The following is an 11655-nucleotide window of genomic DNA, read 5'->3' as shown; positions in this document are numbered from 1 at the left end:
ACCTTCGGCAAGGGCACCGTGCAGACCATCCAGCCGCTCAACCACGGCGAGCTGAAGCTGACACTGGCCTATGGCATGAGCAGCCGCCAGGTGTTCTTCCGGGTCATGGTGCCGCAGATGATTCGCCTGGCAATTCCCGGGTTCACCAACAACTGGCTGGTGCTGACCAAGGCCACCGCGCTGATTTCCGTGGTCGGCCTGCAAGACATGATGTTCAAGGCCAAGCAGGCGGCAGATGCCACCCGCGAACCCTTCACCTTCTTCCTGGCGGTGGCGGCGTTGTACCTGGTGATCACCAGTGTCTCGCTGCTGGCGCTGAAGTATCTCGAGAAGCGCTACTCGGTGGGCGTAAAGGCGGCTGAACTATGATCTTCGACTACAACGTCATCTGGGAGGCCATGCCGCTGTACCTGGGTGGCTTGCTGACCACCTTGAAGCTGCTGGCGTTCTCGCTGTTCTTCGGCCTGCTGGCGGCGGTGCCGCTGGGGCTGATGCGGGTGTCGAAGCAGCCTGTGGTGAACTTCACTGCCTGGCTCTACACCTACGTGATCCGCGGCACGCCGATGCTGGTGCAGCTGTTCCTGATCTACTACGGCCTGGCCCAGTTCGAGGCGGTGCGCGAAAGCGTGCTGTGGCCATGGCTGTCCAGCGCCACCTTCTGTGCCTGCCTGGCCTTCGCGGTCAACACCAGCGCCTACACCGCCGAGATCATCGCCGGCAGCCTCAAGGCCACGCCCCACGGCGAGATCGAGGCGGCCAAGGCGATGGGCATGTCGCGGGTGAAGATGTACCGGCGCATCCTGCTGCCTTCGGCCCTGCGCCGGGCGCTGCCACAGTACAGCAACGAAGTGATCATGATGCTGCAGACCACCAGCCTTGCGTCGATCGTTACCCTGATCGACATCACTGGCGCTGCGCGCACGGTCAACGCCCAGTACTACCTGCCTTTCGAGGCCTATATCACGGCGGGCGTGTTCTACCTGTGCCTGACCTTCATCCTCGTGCGCCTGTTCAAGCTGGCCGAACGCCGTTGGCTCGGCTACCTGGCGCCGCGCAAGCACTGAACGCTCTGTGAGAACCGACAGCATGTACAAACTTCAAGTCCAAGACCTGCACAAGCGCTACGGCAGCCATGAAGTGCTCAAGGGCGTCTCTCTCGAAGCCAAGGCGGGCGATGTCATCAGCATCATCGGCTCCAGTGGTTCGGGCAAATCGACCTTCCTGCGCTGCATCAACCTGCTCGAGCAGCCTCACGCCGGCAAGATCCTGCTCAACAACGAAGAGTTGAAACTGGTACCCAGCAAGGACGGCGCACTGAAGGCTGCCGATGCCAAACAGCTGCAGCGCATGCGCTCGCGCCTGTCGATGGTGTTCCAGCACTTCAACCTGTGGGCGCACATGACTGCCCTGGAAAACATCATCGAGGCGCCGGTGCACGTGCTGGGCGTCAGCAAGAAGGAAGCGCTGGAGAAGGCCGAACACTACCTGGCCAAGGTCGGCGTGGCGCACCGCAAGGATGCCTTCCCCGGGCATATGTCCGGCGGCGAGCAGCAGCGCGTGGCCATCGCCCGTGCCCTGGCCATGGAGCCCGAGGTAATGCTGTTCGACGAGCCGACCTCGGCGCTGGACCCGGAGCTGGTCGGCGACGTACTCAAGGTGATGCAGTCGCTGGCCCAGGAGGGGCGTACCATGGTGGTGGTGACCCACGAGATGGGCTTTGCCCGTGAGGTTTCCAACCAGTTGGTATTCCTGCACAAGGGGTTGGTGGAGGAGCGTGGCAACCCGCGTGAGGTGTTGGTGAACCCGCAGTCCGAGCGCCTCAAGCAGTTTCTTTCCGGCAGCTTGAAGTAAAGGCTGCACCTTCGCACCAGAATAGGGCATGCTGCGCAGCGAGCGCGGCATGACCCGCCGCTACAGACTCGAACAGGTTTCGGACCGCACCCTATGACCACCCAGCGCATCGGTTTTCTCCTCTGGCCCGGCACCCGGCCGCTGACCCTGGCGCTTGCCGAGGAAGTGCTGCGGGTTGCCCAGCGGGTGCATCCGGACGTGGTCTACGAGATGACGTTCCTGCAGGCCGAGGCGCCGGACGAAGGTGCCTGGCGCATGCCTGGCGAGCCGTGGAACGGCCGCCTCGAAGGTTGCCAGAAACTCTTTCTGCTGGCCGACGAACCACCGCTGGCGGTGGGCTCGGCGCTGTCGGCGGCGCTCAAGCAGCTGTCGCGCACCGGCTGCATGATTGGCGGGCTGTCCGCCGGGGTGTACCCGCTGGCGCTGTTGGGCTTGCTCGATGGTTACCGGGCGGCGGTGCACTGGCGCTGGCAGGATGATTTCGCCGAGCGTTTTCCCAAGGTCATCGCCACCAGCCACCTGTTCGACTGGGACCGCGACCGCCTGACCGCCTGCGGCGGCATGGCGGTCACCGACCTGTTGCTGGCGGTGCTGGCTCGCGACCATGGTGCGGAGCTGGCAGGGGCGGTATCCGAGGAGCTGGTGGTCGAGCGTATCCGCGAGGGCGGCGAACGCCAGCGTATCCCGCTGCAGAACCGCCTGGGCTCCAGTCACCCCAAGCTGACCCAGGCGGTGCTGTTGATGGAAGCGAACATCGAGGAGCCGCTGACCACCGACGAGATCGCCCAGCATGTGTGCGTGTCGCGTCGCCAGCTGGAGCGCATCTTCAAGCAGTACCTGAACCGCGTGCCGAGCCAGTACTACCTGGAGCTGCGCCTGAACAAGGCGCGGCAAATGCTGATGCAGACCAGCAAGTCGATTATCCAGATCGGCCTGTCGTGCGGGTTCTCCTCCGGGCCGCACTTCTCCAGCGCCTACCGCAACTTCTTTGGCGCTACGCCGCGTGAAGACCGCAACCAGCGGCGCAGCAGCAGCCCGTTCGAACTGAGTTCGGCGCCGGCGGAGAAGGGCTGAAGGATTCATCGCTTGTGCTGGCCTTTTCGCGGGCAAGCCCGCTCCTACAAGAGCGGCGGTGTACCTGTAGGAGCGGGCTTGTCGGATCGCCGCACCGCCGCGAAAGGGCCATCAAGATCAATCGCACTTCTCGTGTGAACACCCGTTCACCCAGTCCCTGTCTCCCGTTACACTGCGCGATTGCGACAGTGTTTGTCGCATTGCCGAAAACCCAGGTAAAACAGGGTTTGGCGCTGTAACAAGTTGTCGCCTGGCAGCAAGGACAGGCGCCGATCAGTCCTTACAATCCCCCCATCGCTCGCCATTTCCAGGCCAGCGTTCCTCTTCAGGAGACTCAGATGTCCGTTGAGCAAGCCCCGGTGCAACGTGCCGATTTCGACCAGGTCATGGTTCCCAACTATTCGCCGGCGGCCTTCATTCCTGTTCGAGGCGAGGGTTCCCGAGTGTGGGACCAGTCTGGCCGTGAACTGGTCGATTTTGCCGGTGGCATCGCGGTCAACGCCCTGGGTCATTGCCACCCGGCACTGGTCAAGGCCCTGACCGAGCAGGCCAATACCCTCTGGCACGTGTCCAACGTGTTCACCAACGAGCCGGCCCTGCGCCTGGCCCACAAGCTGGTGGACGCAACCTTTGCCGAGCGCGCGTTCTTCTGCAACTCCGGCGCCGAGGCCAACGAGGCCGCGTTCAAGCTGGCCCGCCGTGTCGGTCATGACCGCTTCGGCCCGGAAAAACATGAAATCATCGCCACCCTCAACAGCTTCCACGGGCGCACCCTGTTCACTGTCAGCGTCGGTGGCCAGCCCAAGTACTCCGATGGCTTCGGTCCGAAAATCACCGGTATCAGCCACGTGCCGTACAACGACCTGGAAACGCTCAAGGCGCAGATCTCCGACAAGACCTGCGCGGTGGTGATCGAGCCGATCCAGGGTGAAAGTGGCGTGGTGCCGGCCGACCTGGCCTACCTGGAAGGCGCCCGCAAGCTGTGCGACGAGCACAACGCCCTGCTGATCTTCGACGAAGTGCAGACCGGCGTGGGCCGTACCGGCTCGCTGTACGCCTACCAGCACTACGGCGTGACCCCGGACATCCTCACCAGCGCCAAGAGCCTGGGCGGCGGCTTCCCGATCGGCGCCATGCTCACCACCACCGAACATGCCAAGCACTTGGTGGCCGGCACCCACGGCACTACCTACGGCGGTAACCCGCTGGCCTGTGCCGTGGCCTGCGCCGTGCTGGACGTAGTCAACACCCCGGAAACCCTCGCGGGCATCAAGGCCAAGCACGAGCGTTTCAAGGTGCGCCTCGAGCAGATCGGCCAGAAATACAACGTGTTCACCCAGGTGCGCGGTGTTGGCCTGCTGATCGGTTGTGTGCTCACCGAGGCCTGGAAAGGCAAGGCCAAGGACTTCTTCAATGCCGCCGAGCAGGAAGGTGTGATGGTGTTGCAGGCCGGCCCTGACGTGGTGCGCTTCGCCCCGAGCCTGGTGGTCGAGGACGCCGACATCGACGAAGGCCTGGCCCGCTTCGAGCGCGCCGTGGCCAAGCTGACCCAGGGCTGACCGCCCCTTTCGCCAGCCCTGGAGCGCTCGGGGCTGGTGATACCTGAATTCCAGTGTGGGTGCCTGCCTGACGGTACCCGCCGTTTTTTCGTGCCGATCGTTTCGGCCCGCTTTCCCGAAAGGAGTGACACCATGCTGGTGATGCGCCCCGCGCAAATGGCTGATCTGAACGAAGTGCAGCGCATGGCTGCCGACAGCCCCATTGGTGTCACCTCGCTGCCCGACGACGCCGGGCGCCTGGGCGACAAGATCGCCGCCTCGGAAACCTCGTTCGCCGCTGAAGTGAGCTTCAACGGCGAGGAAAGCTATTTCTTCGTGCTCGAAGACAGCACCACCGGCAAACTCGCCGGTTGCTCGGCCATCGTCGCTTCGGCGGGCTATTCCGAGCCGTTCTACAGCTTTCGCAACGAAACCTTCGTGCATGCATCGCGCGAGCTGAAGATCCACAACAAGATCCACGTCCTGTCGCTGTGCCACGACCTCACCGGCAACAGCCTGCTGACCAGCTTCTACGTACTGCCGGAACTGGTGAACAGCGGCTGGGCCGAGCTCAACTCGCGCGGCCGCCTGCTGTTCATGGCCTCGCACCCGGAGCGTTTCGCCGAGTCGGTGGTCACCGAGATCGTCGGCTACAGCGACGAGGCGGGCGAGTCGCCGTTCTGGGACGCCATTGGGCGCAACTTCTTCGACCTCAACTATGCCGACGCCGAACGCCTGTGTGGCCTGAAGAGCCGCACCTTCCTGGCCGAACTGATGCCGCACTACCCGATCTACGTGCCGCTTTTGCCCGACGAGGCGCAAGAAGCCATGGGCCAGGTGCACCCGCGGGCGCAGATCACCTTCGACATCCTCATGCGCGAAGGCTTCGAGACCGAGCACTACATCGACATTTTCGACGGTGGTCCGACCCTGCATGCGCGAGCCTCGAGCATTCGCTCGATCGCCCAGAGCCGTGTGGTGCCGGTGAAGCTCGACGAGGCCGAGGTCAAGGGCGGGCGCCCGTACCTGGTGTGCAACGGCCAGTTGCAGGACTACCGCGCGGTACTGCTCGACCTGGACTGGGTGCCCGGCAAGCCGGTCAGCCTCAGCCGTGAGGCCGCCGAGGCACTGGGCGTCGGCGAGGGTGGCAGTGTCCGCCTGGTCGCCGCCTGAGCCCCGCACGCATACGCAAGCGCGTTTCGCGGCAGGCACTGGCCGCCGCACAAGGAGATAGCATGATCGTTCGTCCCGTACGCAGCAGCGATTTACCCGCGCTGATCGAATTGGCACGCAGCACCGGCACCACCGGGCTGACGACCTTGCCGGCCAACGAGGAGCGCCTCGGGCACCGGGTCGGCTGGGCCGAAAAGAGCTTCAGTGGCCAAGCCGAGCGTGGCGATACCGACTACCTGTTCGTGCTGGAGAACGATGAAGGCCTGGTGGTGGGTATCAGCGCCATCGCCGGTGCCGTCGGCCTGCGCGAGCCTTGGTACAACTACCGGGTGGGCCTGACCGTCAGCGCCTCCCAGGAGCTGAAGATCTACCGCGAGATCCCCACGCTGTTCCTGGCCAACGACCTGACCGGCAACTCCGAGCTGTGCTCGCTGTTCCTGCGCAGCGACCACCGTAACGGCCTCAATGGCCGCCTGCTGTCCAAGGCGCGCATGCTGTTCATCGCCGAGTTCCCCGAGCTGTTCGGCAGCAAGATCATCGCCGAAATGCGCGGCATGTCCGACGCCACCGGCCGCTCGCCATTCTGGGAATGCCTGGGTCGGCACTTCTTCAAGATGGAATTCAGCCAGGCCGACTACCTCACCGGCGTGGGCAACAAGTCGTTCATCGCCGAGCTGATGCCCAAGTTCCCGCTGTACACCTGCTTCCTGTCGGAGGCGGCGCGTAACGTGATCGGTCGTGTGCACCCGGACACCGAGCCTGCGCTGGCCATGCTCAAGCGCGAAGGCTTCAACTACCAAGGCTATGTCGACATCTTCGACGCAGGCCCGGCTATCGAATGCGATACCGCGAAGATCCGCGCGGTGCGCGACAGCCAGACCCTGGTACTGGCCGTGGGTACGCCGGGTGACGATGCCACCCCCTACATCATCCACAACCGCAAGCGCGAAGACTGCCGCATCACCGCAGCACCGGCGCGCCTGGCGGCGGGCACCCTGGTGGTCGACCCGTTGACCGCCAAACGCCTGCGCCTGGGCGCGGGCGACCATGTGCGCGGTGTGCCGCTGTCCGCCAGCCGGGAGGCCCAGTAAATGACTACGCATTACATCGCAGGCCAGTGGCAGGCCGGGCAGGGCGAGGCTTTGCAATCGCTGAACCCAGTTACCCAGGCGGTAGTCTGGCAAGGGCAGGGCGCCAATGCCGCTCAGGTCGAGGCTGCCGTGCAGGCCGCGCGCGAGGCTTTCCCAACCTGGGCGCAGTTGAGCCTGGAGGCTCGAATTGCCGTGCTGGAAGCTTTCGCCGAAAAGCTCAAGGCCAAGGCCGAGGAGTTGGCGCGCTGCATCGGCGAGGAAACCGGCAAGCCGCTGTGGGAGTCGGCCACCGAAGTCACCAGCATGGTCAACAAGGTGGCCATCTCGGTGCAAAGCTACCGCGAGCGCACCGGCGAGAAGAGCGGGCCGCTGGCCGATGCCACCGCCGTGCTGCGCCACAAGCCCCATGGCGTAGTGGCGGTGTTCGGCCCCTACAACTTCCCCGGACACTTGCCCAATGGGCACATCGTGCCGGCGCTGCTGGCAGGCAACTGCGTGGTGTTCAAGCCCAGCGAGCTGACCCCCAAGGTCGCCGAGCTGACGGTCAAGTGCTGGGTCGAGGCCGGCCTGCCTGCCGGCGTGCTCAACTTGGTGCAGGGCGCCCGTGAAACCGGCATCGCCCTGGCCGCCAACCCTGGCATCGATGGGCTGTTCTTCACCGGCTCCAGCCGCACCGGCAACCTGCTGCACCAGCAATTCGCCGGGCGCCCGGACAAGATCCTGGCGCTGGAAATGGGCGGCAACAACCCGCTGCTGGTCGATGAGGTCAAGGACCTGGATGCCGCGGTGTACACCATCATCCAGTCGGCGTTCATTTCCGCCGGGCAGCGTTGCACTTGTGCTCGTCGCCTGCTGGTGCCCCAGGGGGCCTGGGGTGATCGCTTGATCGCGCGCTTGGTCGAGGTCAGTCGCAGCATCAGCGTCGGTGCCTTCGACCAGCAGCCTGCGCCGTTCATGGGGTCGGTGATTTCGCTGCAGGCCGCCCAGGCGCTGCTCGCGGCCCAGGCCGAGTTGCTCGGCAAAGGCGCCGTGGCGCTGTTGGAGATGACCCAGCCGCAGGCCGGTGCAGCGCTGCTGACCCCAGGCATCATCGATGTCACCCAGGTCGCCGAGCGCCCCGACGAAGAGTTCTTCGGGCCGCTGCTGCAAGTGCTTCGCTACGCCGACTTCGACGCTGCCATCGTCGAGGCCAACAACACCCAGTACGGCCTGGCCGCGGGCCTGCTGTCGGACTCCAACGCGCGCTACCAGCATTTCTGGCTACGCAGCCGCGCGGGCATCGTCAACTGGAACAAGCAACTGACCGGCGCCGCCAGCAGCGCGCCGTTCGGCGGTGTGGGCGCCAGCGGCAACCATCGCGCCAGTGCCTACTACGCGGCGGACTACTGCGCCTACCCCGTAGCCTCGCTGGAAACCGCCAGCCTTGTCTTGCCGGCGACCCTGACGCCGGGTGTCACCCTATAACAACAGGTCTCGGAGTTAGCCGATGAAATCCTATGAAGTGAACTTTGATGGCCTGGTGGGCCCGACCCACAACTACGGCGGCCTGTCGTATGGCAACGTGGCCTCGCAAAGCAACAGCCAGCAGGCCTCCAACCCGCGTGAAGCGGCGCGCCAGGGCCTGGCGAAGATGAAGGCCCTGGCCGACATGGGCTTCAAGCAGGGCGTGCTGGCCCCGCAGGAGCGGCCTGATGTCGCCGCGTTGCGCCGCCTGGGCTTTACCGGCAGCGATGCCGAGGTGATCCGCCGGGCCGCCAAGGACGCCATGCCCCTGTTGGTCGCCAGTTGCTCGGCCTCGAGCATGTGGGTGGCCAACGCCGCCACCGTCAGCCCCAGCGCCGACACCGCCGACGGCCGCGTGCATTTCACCGCCGCCAACCTGAACTGCAAATACCACCGCAGCATCGAGCACCCCACCACCAGCCGCGTGCTCGGCGCCATGTTCGCCAACGACCAGCACTTCGCCCACCACGAGGCGCTGCCGGCCGTGGCGCAGTTCGGTGACGAAGGCGCGGCCAACCACACGCGCTTCTGCCGCGCCTACGGCGAGCCGGGCGTGGAGTTCTTCGTCTATGGCCGCAGCGCCTTCGACAGCCGCTACCCGGCGCCGCAGAAATACCCGGCGCGCCAGACCCTCGAAGCCTCCCAGGCAGTCGCCCGCCTGCACGGCCTGCGCGAGGACGGCGTGGTCTACGCTCAACAGAACCCGGCGGTGATTGACCAGGGTGTGTTCCACAACGACGTGATTTCGGTGGGCAACGGCGAGGTGCTGTTCTACCACGAGGACGCCTTCCTCGAGACCGACACGGTGCTGGCCCAACTGCAAGCTAAACTGGCCAGCAAGGGGGGGAACTTCCAGGCCATTCGCGTGCCGCGTGCGGCGGTCGGGGTAGAGGATGCGGTGCGCTCCTACCTGTTCAACAGCCAGTTGCTGTCGCGCGACGATGGCTCGATGCTGCTGGTGGTGCCCGAGGAGTGCCGCAACAACGAGCGTGTGTGGAACTACCTGGGGCAGTTGACCAGCCAGGGCGGCCCTGTGAAGGAGGTCAAGGTGTTCGACCTCAAGCAGAGCATGCAGAACGGCGGTGGCCCGGCTTGTCTGCGTTTGCGCGTAGCCCTGAAGGAATCGGAACTGGCGGCGGTCAACCCAGGCGTTATCATGAGCGCCTCGCTGTACGACACGCTGGTGCAATGGGTCGACAAGCACTACCGCGATCGCCTCGGCGAGGCGGACCTGGCCGACCCGCAACTGCTGGACGAATGCCGTACGGCACTGGATGAGCTGACCCAGATCCTCAAGCTGGGTTCGGTCTATCCCTTCCAACGCCAACCTTGAAGAGAGAATTTGCAATGTCCGACGCCCTGCGCCTGCTCCTGGAAGATGAAGACGGCACCCAGCTGGAAACCTCCTGCACCCGTTTTGCCGTGATCTGGCAAGGCAAGGAGGTATGGATCCAGCAGGACGGCCGCGGCCAGCTGTTGATCGGTGTCGACGTAGAGGAAGGCGATACCGAGTACGCCAACCTGCTGTTGCGTCCGATGGCCACCAACCTGGTGACCCTGGAGCTGGAGATGGAACCGGCCGACCTGGGCGACGATGACGACCACGTGCACGGCCCGGACTGCGGTCACCACCACTAAGGAAGCGCCCTATGCTCGCCCTTGGCAAATTGCTTGAGCTGACCCTGACCGATCACGAACCGGCCGAGAAGACCCAAGTGACCACCCGGGGCGTGCGTTTGCGCTGGCTGGGCGAGGGTGCGCTGGAAGTGCGTCCGCCGGAAAACGACGACTGTGGCCTCGACCTGTTGCTGTCAGCCGGCATCCACGGCAATGAAACCGCGCCGATCGAACTGCTGGAAAGCCTCCTGCATGGCGTGGCCAATGGCGCCATCAAGCCGCGTGCGCGGGTGCTGTTCCTGTTCGGCAACCCGGCGGCGATCCGCAAGGGCGAGCGCTACATCGAGCAGGACATCAACCGCCTGTTCAATGGCCGCCACGAGCTGTCCAGTGGTTTCGAGGCGCTGCGCGCGGCGGAGCTTGAGCAGTTCGCCCGGGTGTTCTTCAGCAAGCCTGAGCGCACCCGCCTGCATTACGACCTGCATACCGCGATCCGCGGTTCGAAGATCGAGCAGTTCGCGCTGTACCCGTTCAAGGAAGGGCGCAAGCATTCACGCCGCGAACTGGCACGTTTGGCGGCGGCGGGGATGGAGGCGGTGCTGCTGCAAAGCAAGCCGTCGATCACCTTTAGCGCCTTCACCTACGAGCAGCTCGATGCCGAAGCCTTCACCCTGGAGCTGGGCAAGGCCCGGCCATTCGGGCAGAACGAGCAGGTCAACCTCGATAAGCTCGAGCTGCGGCTGGTGCAACTGATCGAGGGCGCCGAGCCTGAAACCGAGCAGAACCTGGATGGCCTCAAGCTGTTCAGCGTGGCGCGCGAGATCATCAAGCACAGCGACAGCTTCCACCTGCACCTGCCGGCGGACATCGAGAATTTCTCCGAGCTGAGCAAGGGCTACCTGCTGGCCGAGGACCTGGCCGAGACGCGCTGGGTGGTCGAGGAGGAGGGCGCGCGGATCATCTTCCCCAACCCCAAGGTCAAGAACGGCTTGCGTGCGGGCATCCTGGTGGTGCCGGACTCGGGCCAGCGGCTGGGTTAATGGTCAAGCGCAGTGTCGCCCTCTTTGCGGGTTTACTCGTGAAGAGGGCAACGCGCATTCAGGGCCTCTGCGACCCTTGAACTCCTTTCATCCCCCGCCTGTTCCCTTTTCCCTCAACCTGCGCGCTAATGGGCTTGTCAGTGGCAAAATCCAGGCCTCAGCCTCTTTTCATGCCCTTTTTGCCCGTTGGGACTATAAAAAGCCGCCGATTGCTCGTTTCTATCTCATAAACACACTGCACCCGAACTGCAGGACCGATATAATGCGGCCCTTTGCCGTCGTTTCGTCGATCCGACGAGTTAGCCCAAAGGGCCGCCGTTTCCGTGGAAGAACCTATGAAAAGCGCAGAAATCCGTGAAGCCTTCCTCCGCTTCTTCGAGGAGCAGGGGCATACCCGAGTTGCCTCCAGCTCCCTGATTCCGGGCAATGACCCGACCCTGCTGTTCACCAACGCCGGTATGAACCAGTTCAAGGACTGCTTCCTCGGCCAGGAAAAGCGCGCCTACACCCGCGCAGTCAGCAGCCAGAAATGCGTGCGTGCCGGCGGCAAGCACAACGACCTGGAAAACGTCGGTTACACGGCGCGCCACCACACCTTCTTCGAGATGCTGGGCAACTTCAGCTTCGGCGACTATTTCAAGCGCGATGCCATCACCTTCGCCTGGACCTTCCTGACCGATACCCCGCCGCGTGCAACGCAGCCTGGCACAGCACCAGGCATTGGCGCTGTTGCGGGTCCATGCGCGAGGCCTCGCGGGGGGTGTAGCG

General features: G+C 64.5%; 12 protein-coding genes and 1 pseudogene. 12 read left to right on the top strand and 1 reads right to left on the bottom strand.

Annotation, left to right across the window (positions count from 1 at the left end):
• The 12 genes and pseudogenes from ACQKPE_RS24370 to ACQKPE_RS24315 form a co-directional block, all read left to right on the top strand.
• The coding region (locus ACQKPE_RS24370) for an ABC transporter permease subunit (RefSeq protein ID WP_427669227.1) at positions 1–369 on the top strand (369 nt) is incomplete at its 5' end.
• Entirely contained in the window at positions 366–1064 is a 699-nt protein-coding gene (locus ACQKPE_RS24365; RefSeq protein ID WP_427669226.1) for an ABC transporter permease, read from the top strand. The genes ACQKPE_RS24370 and ACQKPE_RS24365, both read left to right, overlap by 4 nt.
• A gap of 22 nt (positions 1065–1086) precedes the next feature.
• Positions 1087–1851: an ABC transporter ATP-binding protein gene (locus tag ACQKPE_RS24360; protein WP_427669225.1), complete on the top strand. Its 765-nt coding sequence runs from the start codon at positions 1087–1089 to the stop codon at positions 1849–1851.
• Between the two features lie 93 nt (positions 1852–1944).
• Positions 1945–2925, top strand: coding sequence for a transcriptional regulator ArgR (gene argR / locus ACQKPE_RS24355; RefSeq protein WP_427669224.1), 981 nt, complete (start codon positions 1945–1947; stop codon positions 2923–2925).
• 338 nt (positions 2926–3263) lie between these two features.
• The gene (locus tag ACQKPE_RS24350) at positions 3264–4484 is read left to right on the top strand and encodes an aspartate aminotransferase family protein (RefSeq protein ID WP_427669223.1); all 1221 of its coding nucleotides are present in this window, start codon (positions 3264–3266) and stop codon (positions 4482–4484) included.
• Positions 4485–4616: 132 nt separating this feature from the next.
• Positions 4617–5636: an arginine/ornithine succinyltransferase subunit alpha gene (aruF, locus tag ACQKPE_RS24345; RefSeq protein ID WP_427669222.1), complete on the top strand. Its 1020-nt coding sequence runs from the start codon at positions 4617–4619 to the stop codon at positions 5634–5636.
• A gap of 62 nt (positions 5637–5698) precedes the next feature.
• A complete protein-coding gene (gene astA, locus ACQKPE_RS24340) occupies positions 5699–6727 on the top strand; it encodes an arginine N-succinyltransferase (protein ID WP_427669221.1) in 1029 nt (342 codons plus the stop codon).
• Entirely contained in the window at positions 6728–8191 is a 1464-nt protein-coding gene (astD, locus tag ACQKPE_RS24335) for a succinylglutamate-semialdehyde dehydrogenase (protein WP_427669220.1), read from the top strand.
• A 22-nt stretch (positions 8192–8213) separates the two neighbouring features.
• Complete coding sequence (astB, locus tag ACQKPE_RS24330) at positions 8214–9563, top strand: N-succinylarginine dihydrolase (RefSeq protein ID WP_427669219.1); 1350 nt, start codon at positions 8214–8216, stop codon at positions 9561–9563.
• Between the two features lie 14 nt (positions 9564–9577).
• Positions 9578–9868, top strand: coding sequence for a topoisomerase II (locus ACQKPE_RS24325; RefSeq protein WP_375101583.1), 291 nt, complete (start codon positions 9578–9580; stop codon positions 9866–9868).
• Positions 9869–9879: 11 nt separating this feature from the next.
• Complete coding sequence (astE, locus tag ACQKPE_RS24320) at positions 9880–10887, top strand: succinylglutamate desuccinylase (protein WP_427669218.1); 1008 nt, start codon at positions 9880–9882, stop codon at positions 10885–10887.
• Positions 10888–11222: 335 nt separating this feature from the next.
• A pseudogene (locus ACQKPE_RS24315) lies at positions 11223–11564 on the top strand (alanine--tRNA ligase-related protein); the annotation flags it as partial.
• Here the strand turns inward: ACQKPE_RS24315 and ACQKPE_RS24310 are convergent.
• The gene (locus ACQKPE_RS24310; protein ID WP_427669228.1) at positions 11539–11628 is read right to left on the bottom strand and encodes a hypothetical protein; all 90 of its coding nucleotides are present in this window, start codon (positions 11626–11628) and stop codon (positions 11539–11541) included. The pseudogene ACQKPE_RS24315 and the gene ACQKPE_RS24310 overlap by 26 nt on opposite strands.
• Between the last annotated feature and the right edge of the window lie 27 nt (positions 11629–11655).

The organism is Pseudomonas sp. NPDC089554, from assembly GCF_050280645.1.
Taxonomy (GTDB): Bacteria; Pseudomonadota; Gammaproteobacteria; order Pseudomonadales; family Pseudomonadaceae; genus Aquipseudomonas.
The sequence above is the reverse complement of the archived record's forward strand: the minus strand, read 5'-3'. Positions and strand labels throughout refer to the sequence as shown.

What these genes read in the sequence shown, in the direction of transcription:
- ACQKPE_RS24365 (WP_427669226.1), top strand. Translation starts at nt 366, where the DNA reads ATGATCTTCGACTACAACGTCATCTGGGAGGCCATGCCGCTGTACCTG.
- ACQKPE_RS24360 (WP_427669225.1), top strand. Translation starts at nt 1,087, where the DNA reads ATGTACAAACTTCAAGTCCAAGACCTGCACAAGCGCTACGGCAGCCAT.
- argR (WP_427669224.1), top strand. Translation starts at nt 1,945, where the DNA reads ATGACCACCCAGCGCATCGGTTTTCTCCTCTGGCCCGGCACCCGGCCG.
- ACQKPE_RS24350 (WP_427669223.1), top strand. Translation starts at nt 3,264, where the DNA reads ATGTCCGTTGAGCAAGCCCCGGTGCAACGTGCCGATTTCGACCAGGTC.
- aruF (WP_427669222.1), top strand. Translation starts at nt 4,617, where the DNA reads ATGCTGGTGATGCGCCCCGCGCAAATGGCTGATCTGAACGAAGTGCAG.
- astA (WP_427669221.1), top strand. Translation starts at nt 5,699, where the DNA reads ATGATCGTTCGTCCCGTACGCAGCAGCGATTTACCCGCGCTGATCGAA.
- astD (WP_427669220.1), top strand. Translation starts at nt 6,728, where the DNA reads ATGACTACGCATTACATCGCAGGCCAGTGGCAGGCCGGGCAGGGCGAG.
- astB (WP_427669219.1), top strand. Translation starts at nt 8,214, where the DNA reads ATGAAATCCTATGAAGTGAACTTTGATGGCCTGGTGGGCCCGACCCAC.
- ACQKPE_RS24325 (WP_375101583.1), top strand. Translation starts at nt 9,578, where the DNA reads ATGTCCGACGCCCTGCGCCTGCTCCTGGAAGATGAAGACGGCACCCAG.
- astE (WP_427669218.1), top strand. Translation starts at nt 9,880, where the DNA reads ATGCTCGCCCTTGGCAAATTGCTTGAGCTGACCCTGACCGATCACGAA.
- ACQKPE_RS24310 (WP_427669228.1), bottom strand. Translation starts at nt 11,628, where the DNA reads ATGGACCCGCAACAGCGCCAATGCCTGGTGCTGTGCCAGGCTGCGTTG.